The 20661-nt window shown below is 38.8% G+C and carries 19 protein-coding genes; 15 read left to right on the plus strand and 4 right to left on the minus strand.

The window, feature by feature from the left end; genetic code table 11:
• Both AC1VS3_RS08635 and AC1VS3_RS08640 read left to right on the plus strand, forming a co-directional pair.
• Positions 1–3133: leucine-rich repeat domain-containing protein (locus tag AC1VS3_RS08635; protein WP_481275601.1), on the plus strand; the 3133-nt coding region annotated here is incomplete at its 5' end.
• 4 nt (positions 3134–3137) lie between these two features.
• On the plus strand, positions 3138–5234 hold the full coding sequence (locus AC1VS3_RS08640; protein ID WP_481275602.1) for an MSCRAMM family protein: 2097 nt from the start codon (positions 3138–3140) through the stop codon (positions 5232–5234).
• 514 nt (positions 5235–5748) lie between these two features.
• Here AC1VS3_RS08640 and AC1VS3_RS08645 read toward each other — a convergent pair.
• A complete protein-coding gene (locus AC1VS3_RS08645) occupies positions 5749–6642 on the minus strand; it encodes a PHP domain-containing protein (RefSeq protein ID WP_481275603.1) in 894 nt (297 codons plus the stop codon).
• Positions 6643–6853: 211 nt separating this feature from the next.
• On the opposite strand from AC1VS3_RS08645, the gene AC1VS3_RS08650 reads away from it, so the two are divergent.
• From AC1VS3_RS08650 to AC1VS3_RS08675, 6 genes are all read left to right on the plus strand, one after another.
• On the plus strand, positions 6854–7627 hold the full coding sequence (locus tag AC1VS3_RS08650; RefSeq protein ID WP_020990874.1) for a DeoR/GlpR family DNA-binding transcription regulator: 774 nt from the start codon (positions 6854–6856) through the stop codon (positions 7625–7627).
• Positions 7628–7802: 175 nt separating this feature from the next.
• On the plus strand, positions 7803–8954 hold the full coding sequence (locus AC1VS3_RS08655; RefSeq protein WP_020990873.1) for an MFS transporter: 1152 nt from the start codon (positions 7803–7805) through the stop codon (positions 8952–8954).
• Positions 8955–9042: 88 nt separating this feature from the next.
• The gene (locus AC1VS3_RS08660) at positions 9043–9567 is read left to right on the plus strand and encodes a hypothetical protein (protein ID WP_008979307.1); all 525 of its coding nucleotides are present in this window, start codon (positions 9043–9045) and stop codon (positions 9565–9567) included.
• Positions 9568–9586: 19 nt separating this feature from the next.
• Complete coding sequence (locus AC1VS3_RS08665) at positions 9587–10381, plus strand: HAD family hydrolase (protein ID WP_008979306.1); 795 nt, start codon at positions 9587–9589, stop codon at positions 10379–10381.
• Complete coding sequence (locus tag AC1VS3_RS08670) at positions 10342–11199, plus strand: HAD family hydrolase (protein WP_117548011.1); 858 nt, start codon at positions 10342–10344, stop codon at positions 11197–11199. Before AC1VS3_RS08665 ends, AC1VS3_RS08670 begins: the two co-directional genes overlap by 40 nt.
• 31 nt (positions 11200–11230) lie before the next feature.
• A complete protein-coding gene (locus tag AC1VS3_RS08675) occupies positions 11231–11554 on the plus strand; it encodes a hypothetical protein (protein WP_008690707.1) in 324 nt (107 codons plus the stop codon).
• Positions 11555–11986: 432 nt separating this feature from the next.
• Here the strand turns inward: AC1VS3_RS08675 and AC1VS3_RS08680 are convergent, their stop codons facing one another.
• Positions 11987–12874: a sugar phosphate isomerase/epimerase family protein gene (locus AC1VS3_RS08680; RefSeq protein ID WP_117548012.1), complete on the minus strand. Its 888-nt coding sequence runs from the start codon at positions 12872–12874 to the stop codon at positions 11987–11989.
• A gap of 204 nt (positions 12875–13078) precedes the next feature.
• On the opposite strand from AC1VS3_RS08680, the gene AC1VS3_RS08685 reads away from it, so the two are divergent.
• The 7 genes from AC1VS3_RS08685 (at position 13079) to AC1VS3_RS08715 (ending at position 18587) form a co-directional block, all read left to right on the plus strand.
• Entirely contained in the window at positions 13079–14020 is a 942-nt protein-coding gene (locus tag AC1VS3_RS08685; RefSeq protein WP_481275604.1) for a type I phosphomannose isomerase catalytic subunit, read from the plus strand.
• Positions 14021–14572: 552 nt separating this feature from the next.
• Complete coding sequence (locus AC1VS3_RS08690) at positions 14573–14986, plus strand: PTS sugar transporter subunit IIA (RefSeq protein ID WP_481275605.1); 414 nt, start codon at positions 14573–14575, stop codon at positions 14984–14986.
• 29 nt (positions 14987–15015) lie between these two features.
• On the plus strand, positions 15016–15507 hold the full coding sequence (locus AC1VS3_RS08695; protein WP_008979301.1) for a PTS sugar transporter subunit IIB: 492 nt from the start codon (positions 15016–15018) through the stop codon (positions 15505–15507).
• 60 nt (positions 15508–15567) lie between these two features.
• Positions 15568–16401: a PTS sugar transporter subunit IIC gene (locus AC1VS3_RS08700; protein ID WP_008690712.1), complete on the plus strand. Its 834-nt coding sequence runs from the start codon at positions 15568–15570 to the stop codon at positions 16399–16401.
• Between the two features lie 2 nt (positions 16402–16403).
• Positions 16404–17219, plus strand: coding sequence for a PTS system mannose/fructose/sorbose family transporter subunit IID (locus AC1VS3_RS08705; RefSeq protein WP_008690714.1), 816 nt, complete (start codon positions 16404–16406; stop codon positions 17217–17219).
• A gap of 116 nt (positions 17220–17335) precedes the next feature.
• Positions 17336–17650: a hypothetical protein gene (locus AC1VS3_RS08710; protein ID WP_008979299.1), complete on the plus strand. Its 315-nt coding sequence runs from the start codon at positions 17336–17338 to the stop codon at positions 17648–17650.
• 97 nt (positions 17651–17747) lie between these two features.
• The gene (locus AC1VS3_RS08715; protein ID WP_117548015.1) at positions 17748–18587 is read left to right on the plus strand and encodes an EFR1 family ferrodoxin; all 840 of its coding nucleotides are present in this window, start codon (positions 17748–17750) and stop codon (positions 18585–18587) included.
• Between the two features lie 83 nt (positions 18588–18670).
• On the opposite strand, the gene AC1VS3_RS08720 is transcribed toward AC1VS3_RS08715, so the two are convergent.
• Complete coding sequence (locus AC1VS3_RS08720) at positions 18671–19627, minus strand: beta-1,6-N-acetylglucosaminyltransferase (protein ID WP_117548016.1); 957 nt, start codon at positions 19625–19627, stop codon at positions 18671–18673.
• Between the two features lie 163 nt (positions 19628–19790).
• Complete coding sequence (locus tag AC1VS3_RS08725) at positions 19791–20660, minus strand: SDR family oxidoreductase (protein WP_117548017.1); 870 nt, start codon at positions 20658–20660, stop codon at positions 19791–19793.
• Position 20661: the final 1 nt, after the last annotated feature.

The raw sequence follows: 20661 nt of genomic DNA on the forward strand, positions 1-20661 counted from the left end.
ATTGGTCTTCCGTGTAGAAAGCTATGATGGAACGGTATGGAATCCGGCAAATGAAGTTTCTTATATCGTAGGGGATGATAACGATTGGATAAGCAATCATATACAGAAAACAGAAGCTGATGGAAAGATAACGGTAGAGAAAACCGAAAAGGGATATCCAATTCTCTATTTCACAGAGCATGATGTAAAGATCAACCCAAGCAATCCAATAAAAGATAGCTATCGTATCGTGGAAATCCTAGAAGAAAGTGAAGATACATGGGGCATCCTATCCGGATATCTGCAACTAGCTGATAGCTATAATGGCAGCTTGGATATCGAAGATGCGAATACTTTCGTCAATAGTAATCGTACGACACCAATTGAAATAGCGAAAGCACTTAATGTAGACAGCGAACAGGAATTCACCTTCGAGCTAAGACAGGTCACACGTTCCAAACAAGAAGTGATCACAAGTTTAGAGGATATCCTAGAAAGCAAAAAAGGAACCAATATCAACTATGTGATCTATGATGTAACCACAAATAAACAAATAGCGACAGGAAATACAGGAACGACAGGTGAGATCAAGATCAAAGGTAATCAATACGCAAGATTAGATCTGCCGGATGATACTGCATGGACGGTAAGTGAGAAACAAGATACACCATACATCTTGACCGACCTATCAGGAACAAACGATAAGACACTGCAGTTAACGAAGAACATGATGCTGATACAGGCAAAAGCACCGATCATATTGGCAGACCTATCTATAGAAACAAATGAAGAATATTTCAAAGAAGACAGTAAGGTAGATAAATCCAAATTCACTGTAAATGCGATCTATTCTGATGGTAGGGTAGTACGATTATCGGATGATGATTATGAGATAGATATAGATACAGTACCTATGAATGTGGATACATTTGATTTGGCATTCACCTATACCGATGATCAAACAGGAGAATCTATTGAGAAAGCGAAAAATTTGAAGACTGCAGGAACGATAGAATTAACAATAGAAATGGTAACTACTGGTGTAATAGATGCCAATACAGAAGAACAAGTAGTATTAAATACAGGCGATATAGTAATACCAGAAGTTATAATGTATGAGGGCAAACCATGTATTATAACATCAATAGGTACAAAAGCATTCTATGACAATCAAAATATTACCAGTGTAAAAATGCCGGATACGATAACAAGCATAGGAAAACTTGCATTCTGGCAGTGTAGTAAAATTACGGGAGAATTGAGAATACCAAACTCAGTAATAAGCATAGGAGATTCTGCATTCTCTGCTTGTAGTAGATTGACAGGCTCATTGACAATTCCAGACACGGTAATAAGCATAGGCAAATGGGCATTCAATGGTTGTAGCGGCTTCACAGGATCATTGACAATTCCAGACTCAGTAACAAGCATAGGATGGTCTGCATTCTCTGATTGTAGAGGATTAACAGGATCATTGACAATTCCAGACTCAGTAACAAGTATAGGAAGTAAGGCATTCTCTGATTGTAGAGGATTAACAGAATTGAGAATTCCAGATTCTTTAACAGAAATAGAAAACTATGTATTCTCTGGTTGTAGAGGATTAACAGGAGATTTAGTAATACCAAACTCAGTAACAAGCATAGGGGATTCTGCATTCGAAAGTTGTAGCGGATTTACAGGCTCATTGACAATTCCAGATTCCGTAATAAGCATAGGAGATGGTGCATTCTCTTATTGTAGAGGCTTTACAGGCTCATTAACGATTCCAGATTCCGTAATAAGCATAGGAGATGATGCATTCTCTTATTGTAGTGGATTAACAGGAGAATTGAGAATTCCAGATTCAGTTACAAGCATAGGGAAGAAGGCATTCTCTTATTGTAGTGGCTTTACAGGCTCATTGACAATCGGAAAATCCGTAACAATCATAGGGAATTCTGCATTTGAAAGTTGTAGCGGATTCACAGGCTCTTTAATAATTCCAGACAAAGTAAGAATAATAGGAAATTCTGCATTCAAAAACTGCAGTGGCTTCATGGGAGATTTAGTAATACCAAATTTTGTAGAAAGTATTAGTGAATCTGTATTTGAAGGGTGTAGTGGCTTCACAGGGACATTATCGATTCCAAACTCAATAACAAGCATAGGAATTAGAGCATTCCTTAGTTGTAGTGGCTTCACAGGGACATTATCGATTCCAAACTCAGTAACAAGCATAGGAGGTTCTGCATTCTCTGGTTGTAGTGGCTTTACAGGATCATTAACGATTCCAGACTCAGTAACAAGCATAGGACAGTCTGCATTTGATTATTGTAAAGGTTTCACAGGCTCATTAATTATTCCAGATTCCGTGACAAGCATAGGATATAAAGCATTTGATTATTGTAAAGGTTTCACAGGCTCATTAATTATTCCAGATTCGGTAACAAGCATAGGATTTTCTGCATTCTCTGATTGTCGTGGCTTCACAGGAGATTTAATAATCCCAGACACAGTAACAAGCATAGGATATGAAACATTCTATGGTTGTAGCGGATTCACAGGTTCATTGACAATTGGAAATTCAGTAACAAGCATAGAAGGTCGTGCATTCTCTGATTGTAGTGGATTAACAGGGTCATTAAAAATCCCAGACACAGTAACAAGCATAGGTGGTGAGGCATTCTATGGTTGTAGCGGATTCACTGGCTCATTAACAATTGGAAATTCCGTAACAAGTATAGGAGAGAAAGCATTCTATAATTGCAAAGGCTTTACAGGATCATTAACAATCCCAGACTCCGTGACAAGCATAAGAGAATATGCTTTCGATGGTTGTAAAGGCTTCACCGGCTCATTGACAATTGGAAATTCCGTAACAAGCATCGGATATATGGCATTCTCTTATTGTAGTGGCTTCACAGGAGAATTAGTGATCCCAAATTCAGTAACAAGCATAGGTAGTAATGCATTCTCTTATTGTAGTGGATTAACAGGAGAATTAGTGATTCCAAATTCAGTAACAAGCATAGGATGGTCTGCATTCAGTTATTGTAACAATCTTGAAAAAATCATTTTTACAGGTAATACAGATCCAAGTACTATGTCTGAGTATCCATGGTACTTTGATCCAGGTAAAATCGAATGGCAACCATCACAGGAAGGGGCATGATATCATGAAATATATAAAACGAATCAGCGTACTATTGCTTGCTGCTTTCTGTATGGTCGCAGGTACGCAAGCTATACAGGCAGAGGAAACAACGAGAGTGACCTTTACCAATGAAGAGAATAAGACTCCTGACCTCTTTATCACCAAGCATGTGGAAAGTGCTGATGAGCGCTATGAGGTACCAAAGGATGTAGCTTTCAAGTTCGTATTGAAGCTAAATGAAAAGCTTGCCAATAAGGAACAATACCGTGTGTTTAATGAAAACGGAGATGAGGTATACAATCATCAGGATGGTACGATATCTTCGGAAACAACCAATAAGATACCTTTCATGACCGATCGTAATGGAAACTTTACCTTATATGGTGGATATACTGCAAAATTTGAGTATGTCGGCAATGGGGTATCCTATGAGATCTCAGAGCTGCCGCAAGAAAACTTTCAACAGGTTTCTCCGGCAGCGGGGACCTCTGCCATCGGTACGATCAAACCAGATGGTGCCAGAGTTGAATTTGTGAATCTGTATATGCCATATGTTGAGCAGAAGACAACGGATCTGATCGTGACAAAGCATATCTCCTTTCCACAAGGTTATGTATATGATGGAGAAGATAGCTTTCACTTTACCTTGAAGCTGGAAGGGAAAGCATATGCGGATGAGGCATATACGATCAAGAATAGCGATACTGGCGAAGAAGTAAAAGAAGCAAGGACCGATGAAAACGGCAGGTTTACCTTAAAAGGCGGACAGAATGCTGTCTTTAAGGAAGTCAAGGCAGATGTGGACTATGAGGTCGTTGAGGAAAACGCAGAAGGTTGGCGAGTATTGGGGGATGTAAAACAAAGTGGAGCGACACAGGCACCGGTAACAGCAGTACAATATACGAATGCGATCGCTTCCTTTGGGGTCAATAAGACAATGAGCGATAAGAGCACATCGGAAGAAACGTTTACGTTCTTGTTGATGGATCATATGAAGAAGGCATGGAGCAATGCAAAGTATGTACTGTATGATAGTGTGAGTGGAAAACGTGTAGATGGTGTAACCTATACAACCGATGAGAATGGACATTTCACCTTGAAAGCGAATGAGACCGCCATGTTCTTAGGGATAGCACCGGGGACCCTGTATGATGTACAGGAAATAGTAAAACCGGGCTATATCCAAAAGACACCGGTAAGCAATGAAGGCTATGAGAACAAGGTCGTAGGCGATAATGTAGAGATATTGCCGTTCGTCAATGAAAAGATGAAGGAAGAAGGAATCTTATCAGTAACGAAGCTGATCGAGAATAAGACGGATGAGATACCCATGGATGATATCAAGTTTACTTTTGTATTGAGCAGAAAGAATGGGGACGTTTATGAAGCTGTCAAGAATGCGAACTATGTCATAGCACTCGGTGATTCCGAAAGCACCTATAAGACGAATGAAGCAGGCGAGTTCCAGATAAAAGGGAATCAGACCGCACTATTTCGAGAGCTGAAACAAAAAGAAACGTATAAGGTAGAAGAGAAACAGACGAATGTAGAATACACCATCAAGACAGAGGCCCAAGAAGAAGTATTAGAAAAGAACATCCAATTCTTATATACGAATGAGTATACACCAAAAGCAATCGATCTATATCTGAAGAAGGCAAATCGCGAAAAGGAAGGAATAGCAGGAGCGAAGTTCACGTTGTATAGGGATAAAGAACTGACGAATGCGATCGCAAGCTATGAGAGCGAAACGGAAGAGAAGTGCATGATTGAAAATGTGCGAGCAGGAACCTACTATCTGAAAGAGACACAATCACCAAAAGGCTATCGACTCTTGGAAGGGGCCATCAAGATCGAGATCACAAGAGAAGAAGGAACAGGGAAGCTGCTGGTGAAGATAAACGAGAAGGAGTATGGCCAAAGCGAAGGGAATGAGCAGATCCAGATCGAGACGAAGAAGGTAGGAGAGAATGACGAGCTGCATATGGTGGTATACAATGATAAGCATTTTTGGATACCGATCACCGGAGGAACAGGAATCTATGTACTGATAGGGATTGCGATAATAGGATGTATAGGAGCTCTTGTGGTATTGCGAAAGAAAGTGAAGATGGATTAACAGATAAAATTAAAGTTTTTTGAATCACCATACAGGTGGCATTCAAAATAAATATGTGCACATTAGGTTCCTATCATACCGTATACATTATATTGTCTTAGCAATTACGGCTAAACGTTGTGGAATGTGAACTAGTAACAAGGTTAAAATGAGGTATAATTTGCTCGGTTCATTTGAGTTCTTGTCATGTAAAAAAGATAAGAAAAAAATACGTCTTTCTCATCTAAGATTGACGTATTTTTTATCAGAGAACGATCATAAGTTATCACGATTCTCTATGCTATAAATGATAAAAACATATAGTGGGAAGTTAGTGCTTGTGGTTGTAAAGTTATAGAGGAAATAAGCCATGTGTAGAAAGGAAGTACACATCTCTCATAATTAGCTTTATCTAACTTCTTCTATATAATACAACGAAAGTTAACCTTAGTCAACAATTTTATACAAGTTTTTCATTTTTTTATATATGACGGCTTGTACCACCTGTATAAGTAAAAAAGACTGTTTCAACAGTCTAATTGTTCGCTAAGGCATGTAAGAATTGTTGCAAGATTATTTCCGCATGATGACCTTCATAGCCATATTCACCAAGTTGAATCTTTGGTTTCATTTTACCATGAAAATCACTGCCACAACTCATCAGCACATGATGCTTTTGACAATAGTCTTCATAATATAAGTTTTGTTCCCGCGTATGGTAGTTGCTGTAGGCCTCAATACCATCTATACCTTGGCTAAGGGCTTTTTCCAAGCGTTCTTCTTGGTGGAAGAAATTACGGAAAGGATGGGCGATAATGGCAATACCACCGGCTTCATGGATGTGCTCTACGGTTTCTTGCAGATAGGGATATGGTACATGAACATAGCAAGGATTACCGGCACTGCACATGTCCCAATAAAAATTGACACAAGCCGGCTCACAGCGCTCTCCACCTGGTTGGTAGGGCTGAAAGGCTGGCTTATTTGCATAGCGAGGATCCTTGAGAAAATAGTCAACGATAGCGGGAAAGGGATTCATTGTTCCAAAGCGTTGTAATAATGCTTGTGCATCTAATTCCATATCGAAGTATTCATTCAATTTGGCAATGCGTTTTGTCATCGTACCCTGCTTCAATTGAGCAATCTGCTGAGGAAGCTTTTCAAAATACGGTGTATGATGATTTAGGCCATAGCCCAGCACATGGACTTCCAATCCGTCAAACAAGGTATCACATTCAATGGCAGGAATCACACGTATCTCGTTTTGCTTACCTAACTGCATCATTTCATCAACGCCCTGTGCCGTATTATGGTCGCTTAGGGCAATAAGAGACAGCTTGGCTTCTTTTACTTTTTCTATTAATTCCTGACAGGTGAATTGTCCATCACTACTATATAAAGAATGCATGTGTAAATCAAATGTTGTCATAGTGGCTCTCCTTTGAAAACAAAGGTATTATAGCATAAGCAAATCGGAAAAGTTTGTATCTATTAGAAATTATTAAAATATTGCGAAAAAAGTGGGAAATTTGTATAAAAACAAAAAAATTAATGTTTTAAATTTGGAATGTTGGGATTTTTAATTGACGAATTCCTTGGAAATACTTAAACTAAGAGTGTGTCAAAGGAGGCTGATGAAAATGTCCAAAGCAAGCGATGCCAGAAGAAATGCGTTATATGAGATCATTCTGAATGAAGGAAGAGTTCGTGTGGGGGATTTGGCGCGGGCCTTGGATGTTACTACAGAAACCATACGAAAAGATCTGAAAGTATTAGAAGATCGTGGCGTATTAATTAAAAAGCATGGCAGCGCTACTGTTCGCAATGCTTATTATCAGTTGCCTTTTGATGTGAAACTGCAGGAGAATACAGTGCAGAAACAATGGATTGCGCGCAAGGCATTAGATTTTATACAGGATGATTCCATCGTCTATTTAGATCCGGGAAGTACCTGTTTGCAACTGGCTAAATTGTTACGGTTAAAGAAAAATATTACCGTATTGACAAATTCTTTGCCCATTGGCGATATCATTTGTGACAGTGGCTTAGAACTTATTATGGCCGGTGGTAAGCTGCAGAAAAAAGGCAGAGCTTTTATTGGCTATTATACGACAAATGTGATTGACTCCATTCGCATCGATATTGCTTTTTTAGGCTGTGACGGTTTCCAGGATATGGATGGACCAATGACATTTTCTATGGAACATGCGGAAATCAACCGCCATATTCTACGCCAATCCAGAAAAAGTATTTTGCTTTGTGATTCCAGCAAGTTTACCAAGACCAGTACCTATCAGTTTGCGAAGTTTTCGGATTATGATGTCATGATTACCAATCCGATCAGTGAGGAACAGCAAACAATGGTAAAAGGTGTAAAACAGCTGATCATGGTAGATGAGCATACTTTTGAATGACCATGATAAGACATGGGCCATATACCCGATAAACACTGTTGTAGGATCTGACCAATCTACTGATGAAGAGCGACCTCCTTGCCATATCAGAACAGCGTTATCGGGTTTGTTTTATGAAAGCATATCGTTTATGATAATAGAAAAGGGATGCAAGGAAACAATACAGGAGGAACCTATGAAAAAAGATCGAAGAAATGTCGTGCTGTTATGTGGTTTTTACTTTCTGAGCTATTTGGCATTTGTATTGCCTTATGGCTACATGCAAACGTTTTTAGAATCCGTTGGCTATGATGTCGTTGAACGTGGTGTTATCTTATCTGGTACGGCTGTTGTCGCTATTGTAACACAGCTATTTGCTGGTTATTTATGTGATAAGTACCATAGTGATAAACGCTTTTTCAATTTATCATTGATTATCTTTGTTTTAGCGGCCTTGGTGATGTATCAGGTAAGTGAAAAGAGCTTTTATCTGCATTTGATCTTTATGTCTTTAGTCGGCGGTATGTTTCGTACGACAATGGCAATACAGGATAGCTGGACACTACAGACGAGTGAAACCTGTCGAAATAACTTTGGACCGATTCGGGCCTTTGGTGCGATAGGCTGGATGATTGGAAGTCCGATTGGGGCAATGATCGTTGAACATTACGGCTATGCTTCCTTAGGTTATGTATTTGCCGGTTTGGCCGTGTTGAATATTTTATTGACGATGATGATGCAAGATGCCGTAAAGGTGGAAAAAAGTGGTGGTATTCATATCGGCGATTTAAAGGAATTGTTGCTCAATCGTAAATATATCATCGTGGTATTGATCTTCCTATTTATTAATGTCATCGCAACGGCCGATATTTATACAACAGTGGATAAGATGATGAATCTTGGAGCGAAAGAAGGAATGATCGGCGCACGCTGGAGCATACAGGCATTTACCGAACTGCCACTGTTTTTTGCCGGTACCTGGCTGTTAAAGAAATTCGGTGACTATAAGCTGATGATGTTTGGTACCTTTATGTACATTCTTCGTTTTATTGCCTATTCGCTTGTACAATCACCGGAAATGATGATTGTTGTCACTTTGATGCAATGTATCACGTATCCGCTTATCATGATTACCAGCAAAACTTTGGTTGATGATACGACGCCAAAACATTTGCGTAGTAGTGGACAGACCATAGCTTCAGCTTTTTATGTAGGTGTTTCCTTATTAGTTACCCCTGTGATTGCCGGTGCAATGGTCAATGCGATGGGGGCCGATATGACATTATTGCTGATTGGTTTATCCGGCATTATCCCTTTAGGTTTGGGATTGCTTTATAAACGGGTATAGACAAATGTCACTGATTTACGTAACCGCTTAAATTCTTCCTTGAAATAGTGTATAATAATACCGAAATTGGAAGAAGGAGAAAATTTTTATGGATACTATATTTACTATGGAAACCTTTATCAGTGTGGTTATGATCGGGTATGGCATTTGGATGTTATTTCGTTCCGCACAGCAGTTAAGAACAAATATAAAATTAAGAAATGAGTACAAAAACAGTCATAAGGACTATGAAGAAGTAAATGTTTATACCGGCTTTTTGATCTTTTTCGCCATAATGATGGCAGCCGGCATTTTCCTTGCCTTTTTCCCATATGTGGAGGATAACGTTTACTATTATCGTCTTGCCTACAGTTTAATAGCGTTGATTGCCGTGAGTATGGGAATGGATACGCTTGTGAAACGACGTGTTATTTTTGATGACAACGGCTTCTTATATGAAAAGGCTTATTATCGTTACCGTTCTATCATGAACGTAACACGAAACAAAGGCTTAATGAAAAACATGGAAATTTCATCAACCGAAGAAAAACGAATCACGATTTCACATAAGATGGGTGAGGCATTTGATGTTCATTATGACAACTGGAAAAACCGTAAGAAACATAAAAAATAAAGGTGAAGGATGATTCGTAATGATAAAACTATGTGTGTTTGATGTGGATGGTACACTGATTACAAAAGGTGACAGACAATTCAGTTACAACACGATAACAGCATTAAAAAATTTGCAAAAGCAAGGAGTGAAGCTGGCCATTGCCAGTGGCAGACCTCCTTTTGCCATGGAGAAGAAACTGCTGGAAGAAATTACATTTGATTATTTTATTTGCAGCAATGGTGCCTGTGTGATAGATAGTAAGGATGAGGTATTACATCGCTTTTCTTTTACAAAACAGCAGACCCAAAAATTGATTGATATCTTTCGCACCAAAGATGATGCTTTGATGTTTCAATGCATCGAAGCGGCGCGTTGTTATCATGGCTATAAACGTATTGCGCATATGCTGGAAGGATTTTTAGGACGCTTGGATATTTTAAGCGATGAGCGTGAACAAAGCATATATCAACAAAAAAGTCTTCCTTTAGCTGCTGTGGCAAAAATTGAACATGAGGATTTGCAAGCGATCAAAGAACATTTTCCTGAATTATTATTTACGCCCTTTGATACGACATATTATGATATCAATGGACAGCATAGCAAAGCAGATGGCATCGCATGTATTTGTAAGCATATCGGTATTGATATGACAGAATGTGCGGCGTTTGGCGATGATTATAATGATTTGGATATGATCAAGCGCTGTGGGTATGGCATTGCCATGGGGAATGCTCGTGAAAAAGTCAAAGAAGCAGCTGCTTATGTGACATCTAATGTTGAGGAAGATGGCATATGGAACGCTTGTCTTCACTATGGGTGGATAAAGCAATGATACGATTATTATTAAGTGATATCGATGGTACCTTGATTCAATATGATCCAAAGATTCATAAGACTGATGTTGACGCAATCCATCAGCTGCAGGAACATGGTGTTCAATTTGGTTTGGTGACAGGAAGAGATATCGGCTTTTGCCGTCATCTGTTAACACACCATAATTTACAAGCCGATTGTATCGTAGCCAATAATGGAGGCTCTTTATGGATTCAAAAACATAAGGTATTGGAACATCATATGGATGGGGAAGAAGTCATCGCTATTATGAAACAATTGGATGCTTATGTGGGGATGTGTCATCCTTTTATTTGTAGTGAAGAGCGTGAATTCTTTTTGATGAAACATTCCTATACAGCAGATGCATGGCAATCTATACGTAAGACACTTGCTTATTTGGGCAATCTGAGTGAAGAAGACTTACTCCAACATTTGCATAGAACAAAAGCCAGTGTGGTCAAAATCAGTTTGTATACTTGCAATGAGCAGACAACAAATGCTTTGTTGCCTAAGCTTCAGGCAATATTTAAAGAGTATGAAGTCTTGCCTACTTCTATCGACTATATTGAAATAACTAAAAAAGGTATTCATAAAGGCAACACCGTTTGTACCCTGATGGATAAGCTGCATCTAAAAAAGCATGAGGTTGGGGTAATCGGGGATGGCCATAATGATGTGCCGATGTTTTCTTGTGTTGAGCATAGTTTTGTGATGGAAAGTGCGCAGGAGGAAGTAAAGCGTCATGGGAAGAGAATCGTAAAAAGTGTTGCGCAAGCGGTACAATGTGTTATACAATACAATCAAAATGAGGAATAACTTCCTTTTATCAGTAGGAGGATGTAAGGAAATGGCAAAGAAAAAAGCAACAGTTCAGCAGACAGCGGCAAAACGTGTATTAGATGTATTACATCGAAAAGAGGCATATTCAGAAAGTACGGCTGTCGGTTATGAGGCATTTAAAAATATATCATATCCAACTCAGGTCATCGCTTATACGATTGCGAATCTGATGGAAAATGGGGTTGTGAAACGGACGCAGGATGAGCGCTTTTATTTTGATGAGCAGAACTGGAATCAGTTAAAGAAAAAAGTCAATGTAGGATATCTGGTATTAATTGGCTTGCCATTGATTTTATTTTTAATTTTCTTATTCGTCAAATATGTGTTATAGTTTCAGAAAAGCTTAGCGTTTACTGATTATGAAAAACGCTTGCTTCATGTAGTATTTATTCGGTTGCTTAGCAACCTTTTTTTGTTTGAAAAACCTTTTCCATAGTGATATGTACCCTTTTGATACGCGGTACGTATGTATTGCTAAGTTACCATATAACGGGTATTAAAAAATGATCATTATCGGTTATCCTATTGAAACACATGGAATTAGATATAAATGATGTTGCGTAATTGTTATCCGTTTAAAGAAGTTTATCGATCATCAAAGGGTGGAGAAGCTTGTAATGAATAAGTTAAAGGGAGGATCAAAAACTTATCTTATAAGAAATGTTATGAAGTATTACGTCAGTGCTATGCCGGGATAAAGGCGAATCGTAAATAAATAAAAAATGAGGGATGCCAAATTCGGCAATTCCTCATTTTGGGTGTTTTAGGTGATATTTTCTAATGTATCTTTTAGTTTATCCATGCTGGATATAGTTTCCTGGAAAGGCACTTCAGCTTCTAAGGAAAGGACTTTATCATAACCGCGATTGTGTAAATATGTCAGAATCTGATCATATGGTATATCGCCGTCGAATAATTCTTTATGCACAAAAGGTTTTTGCTGGGTAGGGTCATAATGATAATCTTTGATGTGAATATGACCTATTTGCGGATAGATATAACGTAACTCATCCATTAATGAAAAGAGTAAATAATCTTTTGGCACATTTTCTTTTACTGCTCTAAAGCTATTGGCTGGATCCCATAATAAGCGCAAATGTGGATCTTGGAAAGCCTTGATGATCTGTATCGTCATCATTCCCTTTGGCAATCGTGAATATGGGCAGTTTTCTAAAACCAGCGTTATATCATACTCCTTCGCAATCCGTAAAGCTAAGCGGACTGCACGAAGGATAGCATTCATATCTTCCTGAATGCCGAAAGGAGGTTTACGATTGTCAGGAAAACGGAAGGGGAATATGCGTACGCGCGGACAATTTAAACGTTTGGCAATGCGGCAGGCATTTTCCAGATAACGCAGGTGCGTATTGATATCGCCTTCAATGGCATAAAAAGAATCATTGAATAAAGAAACTTGATCACCTTCATATAAAGGGCAAAGAAAAAAGACAGTACTGGCAATGCAGGATACTTCCAAATGATAGGTTTGTAAGAGCGTGCGGATATGCTCGACTTCTGCCAGACTACATTCTTCAATACTTTTACCAAAGACATTGTGTAATTCCACATGCGAATAATGATGTGCTTTCGCTATTTGTAAAGCACGTTCTAAATCTTCACAAATTTGATCGGTTATAATGGCATATTGCATACATTCACCTGACTGCAACGATAAGATTTGCAGTCATTTTTCCTTTCTGTACTATGATTATACCATTTTCTTAGGCAATTGTTATAACAATTGTTAGAAAAAAGATGAAAAATGTAGGAAAGGTCATAATGTAATGACATTTCATTGCTTTTGTATGTGATTCATATTATAATAGGGACGAGAAAAAGAAAGAGGTAGAACATTATGTATCCATTTCGTTTAAAACCAATTTATGACAAAACCATTTGGGCCAATGATCGTTTAACGACGATGCGTCATGAAGCCCAGACGGGATGTGGCACATGCTGGGAAATCAGTGCCCATCCACATGCACAGAATAAGATCATCAATGGAGATTATGCCGGTAAAACTTTACAGGAATTGTTAGATGAGAAAGAGCAAGAAATGCTAGGGGAAGTACCTAGACAGCGTTTGTTACGTTTGGCTTTTCTAGATGCGGCAGATAATCTTTCCATTCAGGTTCATCCGGATGATGTTTATGCGCATGAACATGAACATGATGAAGGGAAAACAGAATCTTGGTATATTTTAGAGGCAGATGAAGGGGCAACGCTGGTAGCTGGAACGACCATTGCCGATAAGGATGTTTTATATCAGGCGGTGCAAGAGAATACAGTTGAGCAATATGTGCGGCGCATTCCGGTAAAAGCCGGGGATTTTGTATGTATTGATGCAGGGATGTTGCATGCCTTAGGGAAGGGCATCTTAGCATTGGAAATTGGGGAGAATTCCAACACGACATATCGTTTTTATGATTATAATCGAAAAGATGCAAACGGCAATCCACGTCCTTTGCATATTCAAAAAAGCTTTGATGTTGCGGATTTCGCTTTGATTTGCACACCGGTTCATTCTCCTTTAGAAAAAGTACAGGAAACAAAGGAGAAAATGTTAGTAGAGCGTGAAGAGTTTTGTGTCAAGCTGGTAGACATTCATGCATCCTATGAAGTAATTATGGATCACACAAAATTTTATTGTGTATCGAATGTTGGTCAAGATGCTGAAATCATCTGTGACGGTATGCACATTCCATTCCTTTATACAGAAAGCATCTTTGTGCCGGCAGTGTGTAAGGATTTTACCATACTGGGGGATACCAGAGTATTACTTAGCTATGTGAAATAAAGCAAGGCGATTAGGGCAGCTAAGAGCTGCCTTTTTGTTACCGGTGTTCTACATGCGCAAGAATTAAGCAGGTGCATAGTCGAACACAATTATGTGTGCATAGGGTGTCATATTTGGATGTTTGCAAGCAAGATACCAAAAGCAAAAGGTAAAAAGCCAGTTTACGAAGAAAATAGCCTGTTTTCCATATAATTTGTTGGTTTCTTTATGTCAATTTTGGGTGAATTGTGTGATTACATTTGTAATGTATGTGAAAAAATTAAACAAAATGCTTGAAATACCATATCCACTGATGTAAGATAACTATGTAAAAAGACAGCGTAAGCGATTACATTCCTGGAAAAATAAGAGCTGGTCACTCTGGAATGTAGCACTTACTGGTAACTGAATCGCTGGGAGATTCTGCATATTGTTGATACTTCATACAATAAAATAGTGATGGTGCTATCCGTAGTGCTTAACTTTTTTGTGTGAAAAAACAGTGTTGAAAAACCATAAGACAGTTACGATCAGTGTCTGTTAAAAAGGAGGATACTAATGAGATATGTGATTATGGTCAGCCACGGCGAATTTGCACCGGGTCTGCATTCTGCTGTAAAGATGATGACAGGCAGTAGAGATGATGCATTAAGCACGAGTCTTCGCGAAGATATGAGTGCTGATGAATTTGCGGAAAACTTCCGTAAACTGGTGGAGCCGCTGAATACTGACGACTCCGTAATTTTACTTGCTGATATTTTGAGCGGTTCACCATTTACGAATGCGTTGGCAGTACTTGATGAAAAAGGTATGATGGCTAATACGTTAGTACTTGCTGGTATGAACATGCCAATGGCTATTACCGCCGTATTGATGAAAGACAATTTTGATGATTTAAATGTACTGAAAGAAACCATTCTAAGTGAAGGTCATGCAGGCATGACAGAATTCAGTACAACAGCTGATGACGCTGATGATGACATTTAGTCATTCAGATAAAAAGGAGGAAAAAGTATATGATTAGTTTTGTACGAGTTGACGACCGCATCATTCACGGTCAGATTGTAACACGTTGGTCTAAGGAATTCCCTTGTGACGGTATCATTGCTGTAAATGATAAAGCAGCAACTACTCCAGTTCTAAAACAGTCCTTTAAAGCATCTACTGATAAAAAAGTATTGGTGTGGACGATGGAACACTTCTTGGAAAAAGCACAGACCGTGCTTGACAGTGAAAAACGCTATTTCTTAATTACAAAGAATCCAGTCGACATGAAAAAAATCCTGGTAGACAACAAATTTGTCCCAAGTGATGTAAAACGTGTTGTCATTGGACCTTGTAATGATCGCCCAGGTTCTATTAAATTAGGACAGAATCAGTCTTTAATTCAGGAAGAGGCTGAAGCATGTGAAGCTATGACAAACGCTGGTTATGATGTATACTTCGCGTTATTACAGGAAACAGCTATTGGTTCATGGCCTAAATTCAGATCTAAATTCGGTTATTAATGGTGGGAGCATTGAAACTGAATTGGATTATATAAAAAAAGGAAAAGGAGAAATGCTATTATGAGTTTAATTCAAGCAATTTTAATTGGTCTTATGAGTTGTACTGCAGCTAGTACGATTGCTTGTTTGGGAACTACTGTTGGTAACTACACTCTGAATAGACCGTTGGTAGCATCTTTGTTCGTCGGTTTAATTCTTGGTGATGTACCAGGATGTATCCTGGTTGGTATGCCTATGCAGGTTATGTGGATTGCGCTGGTTACACCTGGTGGAACCGTAGCTTCTGACTTGCGTGCAGTTTCCTACATTGGTATTCCTTTGGCTTACGTTGGAGCGAAAGCTGCTGGAATGGATTTAGCTGGAAAGGATGCTGCAGGTTTGGCATCTAGTATCTCAGCTATGACTGGTGTTATCGGTATTACATTGTTCTACGGAACTGCTATGATGAACCTGATCTGGCAGCACATTGGATGGGCTAGACTGGATAAAGGCGATTTAGGAATTATTGGTAAAGTTGATGCTTTATTCCCATTAATTTCTCACTTCGTATTATCTTTCCTGCCTGTTACTCTGCTGTGCTATTATGGTGCAGATGCAGTTACGGAAATCTTTGCATCTTTGAAAACAGACGTATGGTATGTTAAGGCGCTGATTACAGTTGGTGCTGTACTGCCTGCTGTTGGTATTGCTATTCTGCTGAAATCCGTTGTTACGAAGACAACCGATTTGATTTTCTTCGCATTCGGTTTCGCATTGGCTAAATCTATGGGATTAACACTGATTGCTGCTACAGCTGTTGGTGCTGTATTCGCATTGATTAACTATCAGTTAACAATGGTAAAAGCTGGTGGCGGTGGAGCTGCCATCGATGATGATGACGAGGAGGATATTTAATTATGAAAAAAATCTCAAAGAAAACATTAAATAGTTCCTTCTGGCGCTGGTGGTATGGAAACTTAACTTGTTTCTCTCACGAACACATGCAGACATTTGGTTACATGTGGTCTATGCTGCCAATCATTCAGGAATTGTATCCTACACACGAAGAACAGTGTGAAAAAATGAGAACGTATTATCCATTCTTCAACACTGAGCCTCAGATTGGTGCTATCGTAGTTGGTATCACTGCTGGTTTGGAAGAAGCTCGTGCAAATGGTGCTGAAGAAATTGATGATGAAATGATCAATGGTATCCGTGCAGGTTTGATGGGTCCATTGGCTGGTATCGGTGACTCTTTGATCGTTGGTACTTACATTCCTATTCTGTTAGGTATCGCATTAGGTTTCGCTGAAGGCGGATCTATCTTAGGTCCATTATTCTATATCGTAGTATGGAACGTAACAAGTACATTATTCCAGAAAGTTATTTATAACAAGGGTTATGAACTTGGTGGTTCTGCTGTTGAAATGATCGTTGGTACACAGGCAACTGCGTTCCGTGAATCTGTTATCGTTATGGGTCAGGTTATCGTTGGTGCGATGGCTGGATCTTGGGTAAACATTACTTCAGCTGTTCAGATCGCTACTGACTCTGAAGGTAAAGCAGTTATGCTGCAGCAAAAACTGGATGGTGCATTCCCTGGCATTCTGACAATGCTGTTTGTACTGTTCGCTTGGTGGCTGATGGCGAAAAAGAACGTTACTCCAATCAAAGTATTAATTCTGTTTGTGGTAATTGGTTTCTTAGGTTCTGTCAGCGGATTGCTGGGATAATACTTAGCAATACATTCAAAATCATCCCTTACTCCCAAAAGGGATGATTTTCTTTAGGTCTTGCAAATCGAAGTATGGGATGGTATGATTTTTACAATGAAATGAGGTAGAGTACGATGACCAAAAAAGAGCGTGAACAATTGAAGAACGAGATATCTTATCGTGATATGATGACCAAACGATTGATAAGAAATGCTAAGATGTGTTTCTTCCTATGTTTATTATTTAGTGCTTTGGCTATATGGGGGTTCACAGGTATGCACGATGCATTCCTCAGTGTAGGCGAAACAGCACGCAGTGTCATAAAATGGCTAGGATTGATACTTGCAATTCCGACAGGTATCTTTACGATCTTGTTCTATCTAAGCTACCGCAATTCTAAGAAACTGGTACTGCAAATGTTAAATGATTTGCAGAAGGGGAAAAAATAATAGGAAAAGGCGCTTATCTAAGCGCTTTTTTGATGCAAATAATTGCTATATACGGTACAATGAACATAACGAAAAGAAAGGTTAAAGGATGATGTTTATGAAACTAAAAGCGCTTTATGGGGTTTATTACAGTGCCTGTGGCAATACCAGAAAAGTAATTGAAACAGCGGCTGAAACATTACAACAATATCTCCATCTTCCGATTACCTATATTGATTTTACATTGCCTGCTATGCGTAAAGAAACCTATGTTTTCCCTAAAGATGCGTTGGTGTTGTTTGGTTCCAGCGTTTATGCAGGGAGACTGCCTAATAAGATGTTGCCCTTTCTGCAAAATCATTTACAAGGGGATAACACCCTTGCGTTAGCTATCCTTACCTATGGCAATCGTTCTTATGATCAGGCGGTAGATGAAGCTATCCAAGAACTGCATTTGCATGGTTTTCGTGTCATAGGTGCAGCAGCTATGTCTTGCCAACATGCCTTTACAGAGAAACTGGCAACCTTTCGACCTAATGAAGAGGATAAAGAAGCATTACGTCAATTTCTAATGCAACTTATGCATACCCTATTGGAAAATGATTTGTCAAAGGATATGGCTGTACTTACAACGAAGATGACAACGAAACGATCGTATTATAAGCCACTCAAAGAAGATGGAACACCCGCACACTTCCTTAAAGCAATGCCCAAAACAAGACTCGATCTCTGTACTAAATGTGGGATATGTGCTACCCATTGTCCTATGGGGGCTATCTCTTTTGAAAACTTTTATGAAATTATCGGAACTTGTATAAAATGCCAGGCTTGTGTTCAGAGCTGTTTGGCAAAGGCAAAATATTTTGATGATGCAGATTTTTTATCTCATGTGGCCATGCTGGAAAAAAACTATCAAAAGCCGAAAGAAAATACATTTTGGCTTGCGAATACTTTATGAAAAGTATGAAGCACAGTATTTATACATACTATCATTTGAAAAAGAAAAGAGCCATCTGCATCCTGCAGGGCTCTTTTGTGGTGTTATTCAACAGATGATTTTGTCAGAGCATCAATCAAAGCATTTGGATCAATATCACGTTTTTCCTTTTGAGCAACTTTTTCATAATCACGATTATAAATATCAAAATATTCATGATATAAATATAAGGTATCTTCTGCCGTGATCTTGCCTCCAAATAAGCATTCCGGATGTGCTTTTAAAGTTTCTTCCGCTAATGGTTTGGCATCGCTACTTTCTACCCAAGTTCCATTTGGACCGACAACACGCAAATCTTGATTGATATGATCATCTTTTCGACCATTGACATATACATACTTCTGCATCATCATCGGTATGTATTGTTCCTCCGCATACCAAGAAAGCTTGTAGGATTCAGATACATAATCAAAATGCGCAGCTAAGATTTTAGCACTCGCTTTTGATAAGATGAACCAAGGGCTGCCGATGCGATATACTTCTTCACTCTTACGGCGTATACCAAACATGGAAAAGAAAGAACCGCTGGCTTTTGATAGGGAACGCAGAAAGTTATTTCTAGGAAAATCTAAAGCATTGGTAAACGGATAATATTTTTTACTTTTTTTATTTAGGGCCACCTGATCATAATCGGCTGTGGCATCATAATAAAAATCTTTTCCTTCATGTTCGCTTAGAAATGCAACAATTTCACTACGACTCTTTAAGGGCATCATACCATCTGTTAAATTAATGAAATAATCGAAATCATCTTTTTCGATTGCTTCTTTCATTTGAATGATGGTTCCTCTTGCTAAAGAGAGATCTCCTTCTTGGGCATATTCTTGCGTGCGTGATACGTGTACACGTAAATAATCTGTATATACAAAGGCTACTTTGTCTCTTAAATCGTTATCATTGATCATGATGAAGACATGATCACCTTGCTTAGTCAATTGATTGATCATTTCAATTACTTCTTCATAATCACGGCTTGTATGTACCAGAAATGCTAATTTCATAGTATCCTCCATTCTGTAAGATGATAAATCATCCTGGGTGTTTTCATTATCTTCCTTATTATAGCATTGATATGTAAAAATGCGAAGTGATATTCGTCATCACTTGTATCCGTTTACAACGCATATAAAAAAGACAGATTGTTTAATAAATCTGTCTATTTAGCTATTTCAACCAGCCGAAATCTTTTAAACAGGCATCTACATTTTCTTCAAAGGTGCCAAAATGGATGCCGGCCTCTTCTATCTTTTGATGATCGAGACGATAGTCACGGAAACGTTCTTTATAGCGTTCATGATCAGGTAAAATATAGCGATCGATGGTTTCTTCATCGAAGCCTAATTTACGAGCTACTATTTTTGCTGACTCATAGGTGTTGTGGGTATTGGTATCCGAGATATGATAAATACCGGATGCCAGCTCCATGATGTTTGCGAATTGATCTGCCAGCTTTTGGGCATAGGTCATACCACGGATTTCATTTACGGTAAATTTTGTCGGCTGTTGATAGAACAGAGCATGCATGACGTTGCGTATGATGTTAGGACTTGCCTTAATGCCGGGGCGATTCATGCCTAACATCCAAGAGAAACGAAGAATCAGATAATCTTCCAGATGGGAAGTGATATAGTTTTCACATTCCACTTTGTGCTGTCCATATTTTGTGATAGAGCACAAGCTGTCTTCTTCTTTAAATGGACCTGCACAAGTCTTAGCGTTAAAGCATTGTTCTGTACTGATAAAAAGCAAGCGAGCATGTCGTTCTTGACAGATATCGGCAATAACTTTTGTGCTTTCCACATTCACCCGATAGGTGAGTTCAGGATAGTTCTCACAATCCGCTGTCTGTGCCATTGCTGCGGTATGGAATACATAATCGAATTCCTGCTTTTCAAACCAGGCTCTGACTGCATCCGGATCAGCAAAATCTGCATCTTTTCGCGTCATAGCCACCACATCCATTGTGTTTTTTAAGGATTCTTTAACTAAAGAGGCAATAAAGCCATTGCCACCGGTAATAATGATTCTTTTCATG

The organism is Longicatena sp. (assembly GCF_982403165.1).

Bases quoted from the DNA above. Each gene is read 5' to 3' on its own strand.
- AC1VS3_RS08700 (WP_008690712.1), top strand. From the start codon at position 15,568: ATGAGTTTAATTCAAGCAATTTTAATTGGTCTTATGAGTTGTACTGCA.
- AC1VS3_RS08640 (WP_481275602.1), top strand. From the start codon at position 3,138: ATGAAATATATAAAACGAATCAGCGTACTATTGCTTGCTGCTTTCTGT.
- AC1VS3_RS08685 (WP_481275604.1), top strand. From the start codon at position 13,079: ATGTATCCATTTCGTTTAAAACCAATTTATGACAAAACCATTTGGGCC.
- AC1VS3_RS08695 (WP_008979301.1), top strand. From the start codon at position 15,016: ATGATTAGTTTTGTACGAGTTGACGACCGCATCATTCACGGTCAGATT.
- AC1VS3_RS08725 (WP_117548017.1), bottom strand. From the start codon at position 20,660: ATGAAAAGAATCATTATTACCGGTGGCAATGGCTTTATTGCCTCTTTA.
- AC1VS3_RS08720 (WP_117548016.1), bottom strand. From the start codon at position 19,627: ATGAAATTAGCATTTCTGGTACATACAAGCCGTGATTATGAAGAAGTA.
- AC1VS3_RS08670 (WP_117548011.1), top strand. From the start codon at position 10,342: ATGGAACGCTTGTCTTCACTATGGGTGGATAAAGCAATGATACGATTA.
- AC1VS3_RS08680 (WP_117548012.1), bottom strand. From the start codon at position 12,874: ATGCAATATGCCATTATAACCGATCAAATTTGTGAAGATTTAGAACGT.
- AC1VS3_RS08650 (WP_020990874.1), top strand. From the start codon at position 6,854: ATGTCCAAAGCAAGCGATGCCAGAAGAAATGCGTTATATGAGATCATT.
- AC1VS3_RS08675 (WP_008690707.1), top strand. From the start codon at position 11,231: ATGGCAAAGAAAAAAGCAACAGTTCAGCAGACAGCGGCAAAACGTGTA.
- AC1VS3_RS08660 (WP_008979307.1), top strand. From the start codon at position 9,043: ATGGATACTATATTTACTATGGAAACCTTTATCAGTGTGGTTATGATC.
- AC1VS3_RS08655 (WP_020990873.1), top strand. From the start codon at position 7,803: ATGAAAAAAGATCGAAGAAATGTCGTGCTGTTATGTGGTTTTTACTTT.
- AC1VS3_RS08665 (WP_008979306.1), top strand. From the start codon at position 9,587: ATGATAAAACTATGTGTGTTTGATGTGGATGGTACACTGATTACAAAA.
- AC1VS3_RS08705 (WP_008690714.1), top strand. From the start codon at position 16,404: ATGAAAAAAATCTCAAAGAAAACATTAAATAGTTCCTTCTGGCGCTGG.
- AC1VS3_RS08645 (WP_481275603.1), bottom strand. From the start codon at position 6,642: ATGACAACATTTGATTTACACATGCATTCTTTATATAGTAGTGATGGA.
- AC1VS3_RS08710 (WP_008979299.1), top strand. From the start codon at position 17,336: ATGACCAAAAAAGAGCGTGAACAATTGAAGAACGAGATATCTTATCGT.
- AC1VS3_RS08690 (WP_481275605.1), top strand. From the start codon at position 14,573: ATGGTCAGCCACGGCGAATTTGCACCGGGTCTGCATTCTGCTGTAAAG.
- AC1VS3_RS08715 (WP_117548015.1), top strand. From the start codon at position 17,748: ATGAAACTAAAAGCGCTTTATGGGGTTTATTACAGTGCCTGTGGCAAT.